The sequence below is a fragment of the Psychromonas sp. genome, assembly GCF_047632995.1.
Classification (GTDB): domain Bacteria; phylum Pseudomonadota; class Gammaproteobacteria; order Enterobacterales; family Psychromonadaceae; genus Psychromonas.
The window spans coordinates 1-15460 of the sequence record NZ_JBLIEK010000087.1 but is presented as its reverse complement, the minus strand read 5'-3'; the positions used below and the strand labels follow the sequence as shown (position 1 = coordinate 15460).

Below are 15460 nucleotides of genomic sequence, written 5' to 3'. Positions count from 1 at the left end.
AAAATGTATCAAGATGCAGAAGCGGTTGTATTAGAACATTTGCCGGGTAAAGGTAGAAACAGCGGCAGACTTGGTGCCCTGTTGGTCAGAACAGAAGCGGGTATCACCTTTAAAATTGGCAGTGGATTTTCCGATCTTGAACGTCAAAATCCGCCCACAATTGGTTCAACCATCACCTATAAATATATAGGGACAACGAAAAATAACGTGCCCCGTTTTGCAAGTTTTATGCGCATCAGAGAGACATTTTAATAATTTAGGAGACAATATATGTTTATTTAACTTACAGATCATCATTTGTATTCGCAGAGATGATTATGGCGATATCAAAAACAAACCGAGTACCCCGATGATATGTTGCATCTAACCACAACTTACCTTCAAGGGGACCTGTCACTAAGTTGTGAACAATATAAAGCCCCAGCCCACTGCCGCCAGAGCCCATCTTAGTCGTAAAAAATGGATCGAATATTTTACTGCGCAATTTATCTGGAATCCCAACACCATTATCACTGACACTGATACGAACTCTTGTGGGAGCGGGAACGCTAACATCTACCGTTACTTGCCCTTCAGGTAAACCATCAAAGGCATGTCGAAGTGCATTTAATATAAGATTATTAAGTACCTGCCCCAACGCGCCGGGATAACTTTTCATTTGAATCCCTTCAGGCACCTGAGTGACCAACTGGTAGGGTGTCGGCTTAAACTGGTGAGCCAGGGTATTAACAATTTCGTCTACAACGGTTTTTAAATCATACATCCTTTTACGACAGCTTGACTGATCGACTGCGACCTGTTTGAAGTTACCGACAATTTCAACCGCACGATTTAAGCTGTTTTCCAAGAGCAGGCAGCCTTCCTGCGCCTGCTCACAAAAGCGGGTCAAATCAGATCGCTTTAATGAACCATTTTCACCGGCTTGAGATAAATCTCCCACCCACTCTTTCATACTCTGCGAAATTATTTTGCTATTTCCGATTGGCGTATTTAATTCGTGTGAAACGCCAGCGACCAGCGCGCCCAAGCCAGCTAATTTTTCAGTTCGAACCAGCTCAATTTGCGCATATTGTAATGTATCTAGCGCGCGAGCCAAACGCCTATTAGCTGATTGAATAAGCCAGGCGATCCAACTTGTAAACGCCACCCCAATGGCAGTAAGCCATAACAGTCCCGTTTTTGTTGTTTGCCAACTATTTTCGCTTTCTTCGTTTTGCTCATTAATCTTATCAGTAGCTTCGAGCATAACGGAGCCAATCAAAGTGCCGAAACGTGGACCTAACTGCTGTTCCAAACCACGGGAAAGTGTTATTGAACTAAGCCATTTTTCAGGGGCATTAGGGTTATATTCAAGTAATGATTGGGCGTTTTGTTTGCTAAGGCGAAGATGTTGAGCGATCAATTTATCGGTTAATTTCAGCTCTAAACCTGAGGCAATCAGGTTATTGCGAACAATTTCCAATTGCCGCTGTACCAGATTTTCAATGCCTTTGTACTCACGCAGATGGTGAGCAAATTCATATTCAGTTATGCCGTCTACTTGTAAGTTGCGCCAACTTTCTTGTTGGTTTTTATAAAAAAGCTGCGCAGATCGCGATGAGTCCACTATATTTAGCAGCTGGTGTTGTTGAACACGAAGTGACTCCTGATGTGATTGCAGATCCGTAGACAGCCGCACGCCGACAATGCTAATAGCAAACATAAACAATCCAGGAAGAACGACACCAAGTAGTTCCCTTATTCCTATCAATAATGGCTGTCGATTAAGAGTATTCATCGCTACGCGCACTTTAATTCCTTAATTAAAAACCGTCTAAGGGGATCCAAAAAGCAGTCGACGCCTCGGACCCAGCTCAATATCACTTAACCGCCTCTGCCAATAACTGGCTTGCTTTTAATGGGCTTAATTGGCTGTCATTCCAAAATTCAGAAATTAATTCATAAACATTAGTCAGCTTGTCCAACGGCATGGCCATATGGGTGGCCACACTCGGTACCTGTGCATAATTTTTGCCTGCTTCGGAAAAATCGGCCATAGACGCTTGACCACAGCTATCGAATCCAGCAGATGAAATATCATTGCGTACCGGGATTGACCCCTTTATTTGATTAAACTTCTGCTGCACGACTGGATCTAAAAGAGAACTAGCAAATGCTTCCTGTGCTTTAATCTGTTCGGGAGATTTTACTTTAAACATAGCAAATGCATCAACGGTGTAGCTAAAGGAGCCTTGTGTCCCGGGGGAAGGAACGCACGCGTATTGTTTGCCGGCCTGCATATTTGCCGCGATAAACTCTCCTTTTGCCCAGTCTCCCATAATCTGCATACCCGCTTTACCTCGAATGACCAGTGCGGTTGTCAAATCCCAGTCTCGTCCTGACGATTCATTATCTGTGTAGCTTTTCAATTGACGAAACAATGCAAATGCACGCTGCATAGTCGCGCTTGTTAATGCACTTTCATCTAAGTCTACAAAGACGCGCCGATAAAATTCAGGCCCGCCGACGCTTAAGACCATTGACTCGAATAAAATAGTGTCCTGCCAAGGCTGGCTACCATGAGCAAGCGCAATGTAACCTGCCTTTTTAATCTTATTAAGCGCAAGGAAAAGCTCATCAAGCGTTGTTGGCACTTTTTGAACGCCGGAGGCTTTTAATACATCGAGATTAACCCACAGCCAATTCAAACGATGAACATTAACCGGAACAGCAACATAATGACCGTCATATTTCATTTGTGAGCTGATGCTCGGTGGTAATAATGCGTCCCAGTTTTCAGCTAAGGCGAGTTTATCAAGATTGGCAAGAACACCTTTCTCTGCCCAAACACGAATTTCAGTACCTTTCATCTGTGCAGCTGTCGGCGCAGAGCCTGTTACTACCCGCTGAGTTAGCACTGCCCTTGCATTTTCACCACCGCCGCCGGCAACTGCAAAATCGAGCCAGCTGTGGCCTTTAGACTGAACAGCCTGCTTAATTTCAGTCAAAGCGCGGGCCTCACCTGTCGCTGTCCAAAAATGTAATACCTCCACTTCTGCGGCAAAGGTTAAAATTGGAAAAAAAAAGACAATGAATGTTAATGTAATGACACGCTTCATTTTAGATCCCTCCAATGTAAATGGGTCTCACTATATGGCACTGACACTGATAATAGTATAAATTGATGCAATGACGTTGGACTCATCTCATAGTTTCGTTATTACGCTTTAAGCATGACAGATTTTGAGCCGACACTGAGAATATCCAAACTACAGGGCAAGTATATCAATCAATAAAATCGCATACTGTGCGCTAAAGTTTTATTAATAGAATGCGCTATTGTCCACCTGATTGAATGAATAATCAGTTAATGGTGTGTAACAGAAAAACCGGAGTGCGTTACTCTCCTGCGGCGACTAATATGCAGCAAAACTGAACAACCAAATCTTATATTACAGTTGCTCAATAATGCTTTTATTCGCCTGCGGAAATTCATATAAAGCTAACTGTGCTTTGCTCACCCATTTGCTGGGTTGTCCCTGCTTTCCCTGGGCTTCACCTGAAAATTTCGTAACCAGATAAAAATGTAAATGGAGCTCTCTGTCGCCGTAATCAAAAAATTTCGATTCTATCCGTTGATAGCTTAGTGCATTTAAGCCCACCTCTTCCGATAACTCCCTACACATAGCTTGTTCGGGCGTTTCATTTTGTTCTATTTTCCCCCCTGGAAACTCCCATTTACCACCTTGGTGGAGATCTTCCGGGCGCAAACAGATCAAAAATAAATTTTCAGAATTTCTGACAATGGCAATACTGATTTCAGCTGTTTTCATTAAATATCCTTAATTCTCTCTTTATCGTAATTAGTTTACCTAAATGGTTGATCTAGCGCCAATTCACCTACTCTATTATTTGCAATTTTAAGGCAAATTATGTTTATATAAATAAACACTCCAATACTAATAATAAAGGTGATAATAATGGTTAAAATTTACTCTGATACTTTATTTGAAGAAATGAAATTGCTTGCTAAATTCCCTGAAAAATCTCAATTAGAGGGGATTAAAATTCACAATGATGCCAATCCTGCAATCATCGCTTCTGCAAAAGCTTTATTTGACAAAGGGCTTATTTCCCAACCTGATGGCGGTTATTTAACTGATAGTGGCTTAGAAACAGCCGATCACCTGCACCATGTTTTAGTAACGTTAAGCTAATATATCCCCTGGCTTGTTGAGTTATCCCCGTCAGCAAGGTACATTCAGCCTTAATATTTATTTCTATTAAGGCTTTTTATGAAAGTTATCTCATTCAATATCAACGGGCTACGTGCTCGTCTGCACCAACTGCAAGCTATTATTGATAAACACCAACCAGATGTAATAGGTTTACAGGAGATAAAAGTTGATAACGACGCTTTCCCTATCAAAGCGGTTGAAGATATGGGCTATCACGTTTATTTTCACGGTCAAAAAGGGCATTATGGTGTTGCTCTGTTATGCAAACAAAAACCGCTTGCCGTGCAGTACGGTTTTCCAACGGATAATGAAGATCACCAAAAACGGATGATCATGGTAACCCTTGCAGATGACCAAGGGGAAAAAATAGAGATTTTAAACGGTTACTTCCCGCAAGGTGAAAACCAAGAGCACGCGATTAAATACCCTTATAAACGTCAATTCTATCAAGATCTTAATACCTATCTACAAAAATACCATAGTGCCAGTGATAATATCATTGTGATGGGTGATATTAATATTTCTCCTCTCGATTTAGATATTGGTATTGGCGCTCATAATGCACAGCGCTGGTTAAAAACCAAAAAATGTAGCTTTTTACCCGAAGAGCGGGAATGGTTAGGCAAACTGATGAATTTTGGCTTTACTGATACCTTCCGCTTATTAAATCCCGAAGTAAATGATCAATATAGTTGGTTTGATTACCGCTCTCGAGGCTTTGATGATAATCGCGGATTACGCATTGATGTTATTTTAGCGACTGCAAAACTTGCGGATAAAACCCTTGATGCGGGTATTGATTATGAATTAAGAGCAATAGAAAAACCATCAGATCACGCCCCGATCTGGACAGAGTTCGCTTAATTTATAGGCGCACTTAATTGCGCCTTTAAATTTTTGGCCAAGCTAAGTCGCTCACTGCGCCTAGCTCTTGCAATTTAGCAAGACAACACTCAGAGCGGAAAAGATCCCCGAACTCGGCTAATGCTTGAAAGCTGAACTGTTGATTATGCAATGAAAAATCTATCTGATAAGCATGTAGATAGGCGCGATCATAGCTCGCTGTCAGTGATGATTTTTCAGCATATAAGGGATCCCCGCAAATGGCACTGCCGATACTCTTTAATGCCACGCGAATTTGGTGTGTTTTTCCCGTATGCGGCTTAACAATAAAAAGCCGCTTACCATTTTCAAGGCTATAACTAAAAAACTGTGTGATCGCTAAATTCTTATGTTGTTTAGTTAATTTCCACATTGAGCGGCGAGACTTTTCCATCCCCCCTTTTATTAATCCTTGCTTTTTTTTCGGCTTTTGGGCGCTGATTGCCAAATAATATTTCTGTATTTTGTGCTCGAAAAACAAAGCGGCAAGCTGTGCTGCGATGGCTGACGATTTGGCCAATAATAAAAGGCCTGAAGTCATTTTATCCAAACGGTGGACGCTATAAAGCTTACATGCCAGCGCTTTTTCAGCAGCCACAACCACACCGAACTCACCATCTTCACTATGAAAATTTATGTTGGCTTGTTTATTGATAACAATAAAATCATCATTTTCGTAAAGCAGTGAAAAATAATTCGCATACTTAGCGTCACTTTCAATAGTTTCTCTAGTCATTATTGCTGACCGATACGGAGAAATTTCCTAATACGCTTAACAATGAAGGTAATGTGCTGATAATTTCATTCATGTCCGGCAATTGCACAAATAGCGGCTGCATTTGCGGATCCTTGTTATTGGCTGTGGCCATTTTACTGAGTAGCAGCATAGTCGTTTGCAATAACTGCCCAGACTCTGACTCAGGTGCTAAGTTTAGCTCTTGCCAGAGCGCTTCAATGCTATGAAAACCAGACAGATATCCGGATGCAAATGCGATACCTTGCGCAGTGACTTCATTCTTTTCATTTAACCATAACTCAGTAGGCAAAGATAAAGGGGTTGATTGCTGATAATTTGCTAAACAATTTTCATAAAATTGCAGCACGGCAGCAGCAAAATCACGCGCAATATTTTCATTACTAAATGAAGGGCCGTCCTGCAACCATAACAGAGGAAACCAATCCGCTAAGTCGAGCGACTGCGGGGAGGCTGAAATAGCACAAATAATACCCAACATTTTGTCAATATCTCGACCATTTTTATTTATTTCTGGAATTTCACAAAGTTCAACTAATGGTTGATACGCTTTATTTTGTATAGTCATTCACCACTCATCAGATAATAAAAAGCCTACCGGAGGTAGGCTTATATAATTCAACACAATATTATTCTTAGAATAATTTGTGAGATAGATCATATAGATCTTGACGGAATGGCCGTTTCATCTCTTCTAAACATTCGATGATATCATGGTTAACCATCTTCCCACTTTGAATACCGATGCAACGAGCACTTTTGCCTTCCAGAAGAAGCTCAACAGCATAAGCGCCCATACGACTCGCTAGAATACGATCAAATGCCATTGGTGTGCCACCACGTTGAATATGGCCTAAAACAGTTGCACGTGTCTCACGTCCTGTTTTTTCTTCAATCCGTTGCGCAAGTTTATTGACATCGGTTACGTGTTCAGTAATAGCAATAATTGCATGCTTTTTGCCTTTTTCTTCACCAAGGGCAAGTTGTTTTAGCAGCTCATCTTCATCAAAGCCTACTTCAGGAACGATAACATATTCACTGCCGCCTGCAATGGCAGCCCATAGCGTTAAATCACCGCAGTAACGACCCATTATTTCCACAACAGAAATACGGTTATGTGAAGAAGAGGTATCACGAAGGCGATCCACTGCGTCAACAACTGTATTTAAAGCGGTCATAAAACCAATCGTATGATCAGTACCTGCAATATCGTTATCGATTGTGCCGGGAATACCGATACACGGGTAACCCATTTCACTGAGTTTTTTAGCACCCATATACGAGCCATCACCGCCGACAACGATCAGCGCTTCAATACCGTGCTTTTCTAAATTTTTAATCGCTTCTTTACGAACACTTTCTTCTTTAAACTCAGGAAAACGTGCACTACCTAAAAAAGTACCGCCACGGTTGATTATGTCTGAAACAGAATGGCGATTTAATTGCTTAATGTTACCTTGATAAAGTCCTGCGTAACCATCATAAATACCATAAACTTCAATATCATTTGCTAGACAGGTACGAACAACTGCGCGAACCGCTGGATTCATACCCGGCGCATCGCCACCACTTGTTAAAACACCAATTTTTTTAATCACTTGCTACCTCGACTAATTACATAAATTGACAATTTACCCAAAAATCTAAAAACGTCATATGCGAATTTTTAAATTATGTTGAGCAATATAATTCTAAACTGTTAATTCTAAACTGTTATACAGTAAAAAATAGATCTGTTTATGACACTATTTTTACCATTTAATATTGGAAACTCTACAAAGATCCCCAAGCCACTTGGAAATGCATAAATCTGTATTTCCGAGTTGTTCGAGTATCTTAAGTAAAAGTAGTTTACCTCTTTTTCGATTAGATGTAGTTAAATGATCAATAAAGTTTTGCTCAAATCGCTAGCAACCGTTCAACGGAAGCCGTTCTTACACCCATTTGTTGTAATCCTACTAAACTCTGCGTAATTATCTTACAGCAAGAAAATAGATTCTTTGTTCTTTCGCAAAGAAGATTAACAAAAAACAAAAACTATCACATAGTTGTAATATTACTCCGCTAGATTGTATTTAAATAAATTAACAAGGGAAGTAAAATAAGAAATAAAAACTATCATATATTTGTAACACTACTAAGCTAAATTAATAGTTAAATAAATTAATAAGGAAAGTAACATGAGAAATAAACAAAAACGATTACGCAATAATCAGGTTTGGTTTTCAGTTTGGAATGCTAAAACAGCCAACCATAGTACAAAATGTGACGCAACTTACCATCCAACGCGTGTTTCAAATAAATAAAAACAGGTCTTTTGACCTGTTTTTATTTCGCTATTTAACCTAATGTATCCGATGCGACTTTGTATGATGGATCTTCAATTAAGTTAATTTCAACCAATACGCCCGCTTTATGCAGAAGCTTACGACAGTCGCGACTCAAATGACGGATATGAACTTTCTTTCCCTCTTTGACATAACGATCTGTTAATACGCTAATAGCTTCAATCGCAGACTGATCAACAACCCGCGATCCGGCAAAATCTACAATGATATGTTGCGGATCCTTACTAGCATCAAACAGATCTAAAAAATTACTTGCAGAGCCGAAAAAAAGCGGACCATTGATACGGTAACTCTTCTCATTCCCGTCTTCGCTTACTTGACTAACCGCATGGATATGACGCGCATGCTCCCAAGCAAATACTAATGCAGAGACAATGACCCCGACAAATACCGCAATCGCTAAATCAGTCACGACCGTCACGCCGGTCACCAGCACGATTACAAAAGCGTCTTTTTTCGGTACCTTACGCATCATTTTAAATGATGCCCACTCAAAAGTACCGAGCACAACAATAAACATCACACCCACCAGCGCGGCCAGTGGCACTATTTCAATTAAAGCAGATGCGAATAAAATAAATGCTAATAATCCCAACGCTGCAGTGATACCCGATAAACGACCTCGACCACCTGAATTAATATTGATCAGTGATTGTCCAACCATTGCACATCCGCCCATGCCGCCAAAGACACCATTAACCATATTTGCAGCTCCCTGTGCAATACACTCTTTATTGGCTCGGCCACGCGTATTGGTCATTTCATCGACAACAGTTAACGTTAATAATGATTCAATTAAACCAACCGAGGCAATGATCAAGGAGTAAGGCAAAATAATCTGTAATGTTTGCATCGAAAAAGGCACTGCCGGGAACGCAAAAGTGGGTAAATCACCCGCAATGGTGGCATGCTCATCACCTGACATAGAGCGTAAAAAATCAACAACGGTACGTACATCTAAAGCGGGAATGAAATAAACCAATAAAGTCACGGTCACAATTGCCACTAACGTTGACGGAACAGCGGTCGTTAATTTAGGTAAAAAATGGATAATGACCATAGTCAAAATTACTAGCCCAAGCATAATATAGAGTGGTGAGCCTTGTAACCACTCTAATTGTCCCGCCGCATTTTTAACTTTAAACTGCCCGAGTTGTGCTAAGAAAATAATAATTGCCAGGCCGTTAACAAAGCCTATCATCACCGAATGGGGAACCATGCGTATAAATTTACCGAGGTGAAATACACCAAATAAAATTTGCAGCGTTCCGGCCAGTAACACGGCGGCAAATAGATATTCTACGCCATGCTCAGCAACCAATGACACAATTACCACGGCCACCGCGCCTGTGGCACCCGAAATCATACCGGGGCGGCCACCAAAAACGGCGGTCACTAACCCCACCATAAAGGCCGCATATAAACCAACCATAGGCTCAACACCCGCAACAAATGCGAATGCAACAGCCTCGGGCACTAATGCAAGTGCAACGGTTAAACCCGATAACACATCATTTTTGGCACTGCTTTTACTGAACTGCGGAAAATCAAACACAGATTATAATTCCTTAATATAACGCGAATAAATTGGGCGCGAATTATAGCGATTTTTCAGACTAATTGATAGCAGTCGATTAATAAATCAGCATGATTTATTAATCATTCAACCACTTGCCCCGGATCTGTTTGTCTCTCCAGCAGCGATTTCGCTTCGCTGTAAAAACTTTCAGACTAAGGTGAAAACTCGGTTTCCCTTTCCCACGCTTGTTGATGGTATTGGTAAAGCTGGTTGGTTCCTAAATAGTTAATTTTTATATTGCTTTTATCTTCATAAAAGCCTTTATTAAAAACAAATGCACTTTGTAATAGAGCGCTAGTTAACCAGCTGGTTTGTACTAATATTTTTTCTTGATTGTAGAGCCGTTTACGCACACTTGCTCCCGCTTTGGTTGCCACTGTCCAGCCCCACTCACCAAATGAAGGTATATTTTGGTGATATTGTTCAACCTGTATAAACTTAGCTTGTTGAACCGTTTTGGCTATCGAGATAAATGCATTTTTAGCATGAAATGGCGAGGTTGACTGCACCACTAGAGTGCCATCCATATCAAGGAGATGATTAAGGCGGTAATAAAAGTTAACCGTGTATAATTTATTTAGATCCGGGTGACTGGGATCGGGTAGATCGATAATAATCACATCAAAAACCTGCTTTTTCTGTAATAAACTATCAATCGCGATAAATGCATCATCGTTAATCACTGTCACGCGTTTATCATTAAAACTGTTGGCGGTGAGTGATTTTACTTTATTTGCCAAATACTCAGGTAGCGATTTTTCAGGGTATTTAAATAGCTCTATTAAATTAGCATCCAAATCAATTAAGGTCACCGCGTCGGGTTGCCATTTTAAAACCTCACGTAATGCAAGACCGTCTCCCCCGCCAATAATTAAAATATTATCCTGATGTTTGGCCGCCTGCATGGCGGGATGCACTAAAAACTCGTGGTAGATCTGTTCATCTAAACTACCGTTAATATAAAAATTATAAATCGGCTCAAGTCCGCCCCCCAAGTGGCGTTGGGTAAAAACTAAATTCTGATAAGGGGTTTGTGTTTGATAAACCACCTTGTCCAGATAGAGCATATTTTGCATCTGTTTTTGCCAAGAACCGCCATATTGAAAAACCAAAGCTATCACAATAGCCAAAAAGAGATGAGCTAATAATAGCCACCTGATATGTAGCAACTGCTTTTTAAAGCGCATCAAAAACACAAAGCCGGCGACTAAATTAAGTGTCGCGGTCAGCGCAGCGGCCTGGCTTATCTCAAGGCGCAACATAAACAGCACCCAAATCGCAGCACCGATCCCCGCACCTATATAATCCGCGCCATAAATAGTGCCGGCGTTATGTGCCAAATGGTGCCCATATACGGCTTCGCGAATACGTGCAATAAGGGGAATCTCCATGCCGATCAAGAAACCCAATATAAAGGCAAAAACGTAGGGGAGCTGCGTACTTAACCAACTAAATTGCGCAACTATTCCGCCCTGCGGCAAGGCATCCATAGGGAGTTGATACGTCTCTCCAATTAATTGCGGCAAGGTGTGACTAAAACCAATCACAGAGGCGATAAATAAAGTGGCGCTGCAGCCCATAAAAGCGACCACTAATTCTAAAACAACAAAGCCTTGAAATGCATCTTTCACTTTTTTAGCGGCAAACGCTCCTAACCCCATGGACACAATCATAATGCCGATAATCGCATAAATAATGGTTTCAACACTGCCCAGAATACGCGCTGAATAATGGGACAGCAGATACTCATAAATCAAACCGCAACACGCTAATGTTGCCATAATCAAGATCAGCAGAGTGTCATCAATTAACAGTTTTAATTTTTTAGGATCGTACATTTTCACTCTCTATTTTCTTTAAAAAAAAGGCCATCAACACTGTGATGACCTTGATCGCATTTAGCTGCTAATAGTGAAGTTATGCCATTAACGCCATTAGCAATAATGCAATTGAAAATGAGGTGGTTAATTCGATCACTGCAATACCAATATTTTGTTGATCTTCAATCTCTTCTCGACGGTCAATTCCCCACAATACAATTCGTTTTGCGACCATAGTCAATAGCGTTAAACATACCATCAAGATCAGGCTCATAATCGCCCACTGCGCAATTCCAGCCCATAGGTTTTGTGGATTATAATGGACAAAATAACTTGCAGCAGTTACCGACATCGCCGTTGAGATAAGGTAACCAGAGTAGCGAATTGCCAGTGCCACCTGCCCTTTTTCTAACGTTGCCTGAAAGCTAGTGCCGTTATTACGCGCATATTGCCACTCGAAGAGTCGGGTAATAATCACGAGCATGACCTGGGACACAATCCATGCACAAAATAGTGCGATAAAAGTATTGAGATCGATACCTTCAACCCAAATCAGAGCGGCACGGACCACAATCGCAGTGGCAATAACAGAAGCCGCATCAACAATACCCACAGAGATATTTCTTTGTAAAATTTGTTCATGTTTATGAAAATCAGGCAGTGCAAATTTATCATGGATATAACGGCCCGCTTTAATCATAATGAGACCCGCCAATCCGTAGACAAACATTCCTATTAATTCAATCAGATATGAGCCCGCTAGCTCGCCGGTAATTGCGCCACTTAATGCAATTCCCATCGCAGCCACACCACCCGCCAGACTGATACCGTATGCAAAATTATCTTTCTCGGAGAGCTCATCTTTGGTATCAACATTACCAATAAAGCCCATGGTATAGCGGATCCCGCCTAATAAAAGAATCGCCACTGCCATATCAATTAGTAAATAACCAACAAGTGAGTCGCTTTGTCCTAACATTGTCATTAATTCATTCATATTTTTACCTTATTTTCCGCGACTGATGCCTCGAGAACTGGTGGATTTACTATTTCTAAAACTGCTTGCTGATTTTGCTTTTGAATAACTCGACTTACCTGAAAAAGGAGCTGCCTTTTGCGCTTTCTGGCTTGAGGTAGACATGCGGCTGGCACCCGTTTTTGATTTTGCATAAGGGCTTTTAAAACCGCCTTTATTGGCAAACTGTTTGTTGGTTTTTTTCGCCAAATTATCTTGTGATTTCACTTGTTGCGGAGAGGTGTAGCGGTTGCGGCCGACATCGTTGTAATAGCTGTAATCCCGACGTGATGACCATCTGTCATAACGTACCGGGTTAGTGATTGCTGAAAACATCGCATACATGCCATACCACTGCCAAAAAGAGGTTCCACTGCTGCCAGTCTGCCAATTGCCATAACCAGGATTTCCGACCAGCTGGCTGCCGGCACCATTATCTTCTGCACCATTTGCCTGCAAACTCTGCGGCTTTTTAATCGCATTAACCCGCGCTAATTTTCCCTCTGACATATCAGCAATAACATTGATAGGATCAGACAGGGCATCATTAAACAGATTTTTATCGGCAGCGGCCATTAAGTTTTCTGTTTCATAAAGCTGCGCTTCAATATCCCCGAGTACTTGAGGCTGCTCTTTAACCGTTTTTAAACGCTGTTTTAACCCCTGAAACATCGGCCCGTCACGGCTTGCATCACGGCTTAGCTGAACTAATAAGGGGCTAAGATCGGGTTTGTCCTGCGCTAGCAATTTTGCATATTCACGTAAAATAGTTGCATTACGTAGCGCATTATCATCTAATTTCTGACCTAGGTTATTGATCCGATAATCTGCACTTTGCACATTGCTAGCGATGCGATCTTGGCGATCATCTCCGCATGCAAAGAGTAAAAAACTCAGACAAATCACAAGTAATAGTTTAATTTTCATTACTTTCCTTAATTCGATAAATAATCAATAACACGTTGTAAGTCATCTATTGTATCAATACCTGCTGGCGGTACTTCACAGGCTTGTTGTACATGAATCTTGAAACCGTGCCACAACACACGTAACTGCTCAAGCTTTTCAATTGATTCTAAAGGAGAAACAGACAGTTGCGCATATTCTGTCAGAAAACTGACTCGGTATGCGTAAATACCAATATGGCGTTGCAAGTGACTACAATTAACTGACTGCTTACTTTGATTCTCAGCACTGAAACTATCACGATCCCAGGGAATCGTTGCGCGGCTGAAATACAGTGCCATCTCGTTTTTATCACAAACCACTTTTACCGCATTGCTATTAAACACATCAGAGAATGTTTCAATCGGCGCACTGAGCGTTGCCACACTGGCATCTGTATTGCGGTGCAGATTATTGGCAACTTGACGGATCACCGCAGGGGGAATTAACGGCTCATCACCTTGCACATTGACGATTATCTCATCACTTGCTAATTGATACTTCTGGCATACTTCTGCTAAACGATCTGTGCCGGATTGATGTGTCTTTGAGGTCATACAGACTTCAATGTTTTTTAGCGTCTTTAACGCATCAACAATACGCTGATCATCTGTTGCGACTATCACGCGTGATGCACCACTTTTTAAAGCTTGCTCGGCCACGCGCAGGATCATACTTTTCCCTGCAATTTCAAGCAGCGGTTTAGCGGGCAAACGGGTCGATTGGTAACGGGCGGGAATAACAACGATAAAAGACATGGTTAAATTTCCTCATTTGCCGAAATAGTACGTGCTCGATCCTCTAATAAGGCAGGAATACCGTCCACAACCGGATAGGCGAGATGGTCAAATTTACAGATAAGCTCATTGGTTTCTTTTTTGAAACTTAATTTACCTTTACATACTGGGCAAGCGATAATATTGAGTAATTTAATATCGATCATTTTATCTCCTTAATTTTTTCTAATAACTGTTGTTCAAAAGATGCGGGCAACTGCGCATTAATCGGCAAATACCACCAATTGGGTTGTGCAAAAGAGGAACACTTTACCGCGTCTTTTTCAGTCATCACTAACGGTATATTATTGTCAAATTGTTGAAAATCATCTGCGCTGAACGCATGATGATCGGCAAACTCAAGCGCTTTATTTATCTCAAAATTCTGTTGCGTCAGAGTATCAAAAAAGCGTTGTGGGTAACCGATAGCCGCGCAGGCATTGACCTTACTATTAAATGCGCACAGACGGTCACTGCCATCCACAGCCAGGCAAGGACTTGGCAGCAGTGACATACTGATTTCCCCCGCCTGCTGCCCGCCATTATTAATAATAAAATCAACCTCTTTCAAGCGCGATAAAGGCTCTCTTAACGGCCCCATGGGCATTAAATGACCATTGCCGAAACGCCGTTTCCCGTCAACCACCACAATTTCAATATCACGCTGCAGTGCGTAATGTTGCAGCCCATCATCAGTAACAATAATATCAACATTACAATGTTTACTTAAATAATCGGCCGCCTGAGTGCGCAGCGGATCAACAACAATCGGAATACCGAGGCGTTTAAAAATCATCACTGGCTCGTCACCCGCTTCTTTTCCGGTGATAGCGCTATCAACAAGCAGTGGATAGGTCGCACTCTTGCCACCATAGCCACGGCTGACAATTCCCGGTTTATAACCTTGTTTGATTAACAGTTCACATAACCAGATAACAAAGGGTGTTTTACCATTACCGCCGACTGAAATATTACCCACTACAATAACAGGCAAACGGTTTCCAGTTTTTTTTAGTGCTGAGTTTTGTAAAAAAAAACGGCGTGTTTTGCTGATAATTAATAGCAATAGGGAAAAAGGATATAACCCCCAAACCCACCATTTAAGCGGTTGATACCAAAAATCC

Annotated in this window: 16 protein-coding genes and 1 pseudogene; 4 read left to right on the top strand and 13 right to left on the bottom strand. The window is 41.3% G+C overall.

Translation table 11 applies throughout. From position 1 onward, the window contains the following. Window positions 1-252, top strand: a pseudogene (locus tag ACJAT7_RS13640) (DNA ligase); the annotation flags it as partial. Between the two features lie 31 nt (window positions 253-283). Here the strand turns inward: ACJAT7_RS13640 and ACJAT7_RS13635 are convergent. The 3 genes from ACJAT7_RS13635 to mutT all read right to left on the bottom strand — a co-directional run bounded on the left by ACJAT7_RS13635 (window position 284) and on the right by mutT (window position 3812). Then, on the bottom strand, window positions 284-1702 hold the full coding sequence (locus ACJAT7_RS13635) for a sensor histidine kinase (RefSeq protein ID WP_415227352.1): 1419 nt from the start codon (window positions 1700-1702) through the stop codon (window positions 284-286). A 157-nt stretch (window positions 1703-1859) separates the two neighbouring features. Then, window positions 1860-3098 carry an ABC transporter substrate-binding protein gene (locus ACJAT7_RS13630; protein ID WP_415227351.1) on the bottom strand — a complete coding sequence of 413 codons (1239 nt, stop codon included), beginning with the start codon at window positions 3096-3098 and terminating at the stop codon, window positions 1860-1862. Between the two features lie 333 nt (window positions 3099-3431). Continuing rightward, window positions 3432-3812 (bottom strand): 8-oxo-dGTP diphosphatase MutT, encoded by a 381-nt coding sequence (gene mutT / locus ACJAT7_RS13625; RefSeq protein WP_415227350.1) that lies wholly within the window; start codon window positions 3810-3812, stop codon window positions 3432-3434. A 147-nt stretch (window positions 3813-3959) separates the two neighbouring features. On the opposite strand from mutT, the gene ACJAT7_RS13620 reads away from it, so the two are divergent. Continuing rightward, window positions 3960-4196 (top strand): TIGR02647 family protein, encoded by a 237-nt coding sequence (locus ACJAT7_RS13620; RefSeq protein WP_415227349.1) that lies wholly within the window; start codon window positions 3960-3962, stop codon window positions 4194-4196. Window positions 4197-4274: 78 nt separating this feature from the next. After that, window positions 4275-5081, top strand: a complete 807-nt coding sequence (gene xthA, locus ACJAT7_RS13615; RefSeq protein WP_415227348.1) for an exodeoxyribonuclease III — start codon at window positions 4275-4277, stop codon at window positions 5079-5081. Window positions 5082-5106: 25 nt separating this feature from the next. On the opposite strand, the gene ACJAT7_RS13610 is transcribed toward xthA, so the two are convergent. The 3 genes from ACJAT7_RS13610 to pfkA all read right to left on the bottom strand — a co-directional run bounded on the left by ACJAT7_RS13610 (window position 5107) and on the right by pfkA (window position 7451). Continuing rightward, on the bottom strand, window positions 5107-5835 hold the full coding sequence (locus tag ACJAT7_RS13610) for a TIGR01621 family pseudouridine synthase (protein ID WP_415227347.1): 729 nt from the start codon (window positions 5833-5835) through the stop codon (window positions 5107-5109). Beyond that, complete coding sequence (locus tag ACJAT7_RS13605) at window positions 5828-6421, bottom strand: UPF0149 family protein (protein WP_415227346.1); 594 nt, start codon at window positions 6419-6421, stop codon at window positions 5828-5830. Before ACJAT7_RS13605 ends, ACJAT7_RS13610 begins: the two co-directional genes overlap by 8 nt. 67 nt (window positions 6422-6488) lie before the next feature. Beyond that, window positions 6489-7451 carry a 6-phosphofructokinase gene (pfkA, locus tag ACJAT7_RS13600; RefSeq protein ID WP_415227345.1) on the bottom strand — a complete coding sequence of 321 codons (963 nt, stop codon included), beginning with the start codon at window positions 7449-7451 and terminating at the stop codon, window positions 6489-6491. Between the two features lie 582 nt (window positions 7452-8033). Between pfkA and ACJAT7_RS13595 the strand changes: the two genes are divergently transcribed. After that, on the top strand, window positions 8034-8159 hold the full coding sequence (locus ACJAT7_RS13595) for a hypothetical protein (protein WP_415227344.1): 126 nt from the start codon (window positions 8034-8036) through the stop codon (window positions 8157-8159). Window positions 8160-8193: 34 nt separating this feature from the next. Here the strand turns inward: ACJAT7_RS13595 and ACJAT7_RS13590 are convergent, their stop codons facing one another. The 7 genes from ACJAT7_RS13590 to lpxK all read right to left on the bottom strand — a co-directional run. Further along, window positions 8194-9756, bottom strand: coding sequence for a SulP family inorganic anion transporter (locus ACJAT7_RS13590; RefSeq protein WP_415227343.1), 1563 nt, complete (start codon window positions 9754-9756; stop codon window positions 8194-8196). Window positions 9757-9932: 176 nt separating this feature from the next. Beyond that, complete coding sequence (locus ACJAT7_RS13585; RefSeq protein WP_415227342.1) at window positions 9933-11618, bottom strand: polyamine aminopropyltransferase; 1686 nt, start codon at window positions 11616-11618, stop codon at window positions 9933-9935. Between the two features lie 79 nt (window positions 11619-11697). After that, window positions 11698-12597: a DUF350 domain-containing protein gene (locus ACJAT7_RS13580; protein WP_415227341.1), complete on the bottom strand. Its 900-nt coding sequence runs from the start codon at window positions 12595-12597 to the stop codon at window positions 11698-11700. A gap of 9 nt (window positions 12598-12606) precedes the next feature. Next, entirely contained in the window at window positions 12607-13542 is a 936-nt protein-coding gene (locus tag ACJAT7_RS13575) for a hypothetical protein (protein ID WP_415227340.1), read from the bottom strand. An 8-nt stretch (window positions 13543-13550) separates the two neighbouring features. Next, complete coding sequence (gene kdsB, locus ACJAT7_RS13570; protein ID WP_415227339.1) at window positions 13551-14318, bottom strand: 3-deoxy-manno-octulosonate cytidylyltransferase; 768 nt, start codon at window positions 14316-14318, stop codon at window positions 13551-13553. A gap of 2 nt (window positions 14319-14320) precedes the next feature. Then, entirely contained in the window at window positions 14321-14503 is a 183-nt protein-coding gene (locus tag ACJAT7_RS13565; protein WP_415227338.1) for a Trm112 family protein, read from the bottom strand. After that, a partial coding sequence (gene lpxK, locus ACJAT7_RS13560; protein ID WP_415227337.1) for a tetraacyldisaccharide 4'-kinase occupies window positions 14500-15460 on the bottom strand: 961 nt, incomplete at its 5' end. The genes ACJAT7_RS13565 and lpxK, both read right to left, overlap by 4 nt.

What these genes read in the sequence shown, in the direction of transcription:
- ACJAT7_RS13635 (WP_415227352.1), bottom strand. Translation starts at nt 1,702, where the DNA reads ATGTTTGCTATTAGCATTGTCGGCGTGCGGCTGTCTACGGATCTGCAA.
- ACJAT7_RS13630 (WP_415227351.1), bottom strand. Translation starts at nt 3,098, where the DNA reads ATGAAGCGTGTCATTACATTAACATTCATTGTCTTTTTTTTTCCAATT.
- mutT (WP_415227350.1), bottom strand. Translation starts at nt 3,812, where the DNA reads ATGAAAACAGCTGAAATCAGTATTGCCATTGTCAGAAATTCTGAAAAT.
- ACJAT7_RS13620 (WP_415227349.1), top strand. Translation starts at nt 3,960, where the DNA reads ATGGTTAAAATTTACTCTGATACTTTATTTGAAGAAATGAAATTGCTT.
- xthA (WP_415227348.1), top strand. Translation starts at nt 4,275, where the DNA reads ATGAAAGTTATCTCATTCAATATCAACGGGCTACGTGCTCGTCTGCAC.
- ACJAT7_RS13610 (WP_415227347.1), bottom strand. Translation starts at nt 5,835, where the DNA reads ATGACTAGAGAAACTATTGAAAGTGACGCTAAGTATGCGAATTATTTT.
- ACJAT7_RS13605 (WP_415227346.1), bottom strand. Translation starts at nt 6,421, where the DNA reads ATGACTATACAAAATAAAGCGTATCAACCATTAGTTGAACTTTGTGAA.
- ACJAT7_RS13595 (WP_415227344.1), top strand. Translation starts at nt 8,034, where the DNA reads ATGAGAAATAAACAAAAACGATTACGCAATAATCAGGTTTGGTTTTCA.
- ACJAT7_RS13585 (WP_415227342.1), bottom strand. Translation starts at nt 11,618, where the DNA reads ATGTACGATCCTAAAAAATTAAAACTGTTAATTGATGACACTCTGCTG.
- ACJAT7_RS13580 (WP_415227341.1), bottom strand. Translation starts at nt 12,597, where the DNA reads ATGAATGAATTAATGACAATGTTAGGACAAAGCGACTCACTTGTTGGT.
- ACJAT7_RS13575 (WP_415227340.1), bottom strand. Translation starts at nt 13,542, where the DNA reads ATGAAAATTAAACTATTACTTGTGATTTGTCTGAGTTTTTTACTCTTT.
- kdsB (WP_415227339.1), bottom strand. Translation starts at nt 14,318, where the DNA reads ATGTCTTTTATCGTTGTTATTCCCGCCCGTTACCAATCGACCCGTTTG.
- ACJAT7_RS13565 (WP_415227338.1), bottom strand. Translation starts at nt 14,503, where the DNA reads ATGATCGATATTAAATTACTCAATATTATCGCTTGCCCAGTATGTAAA.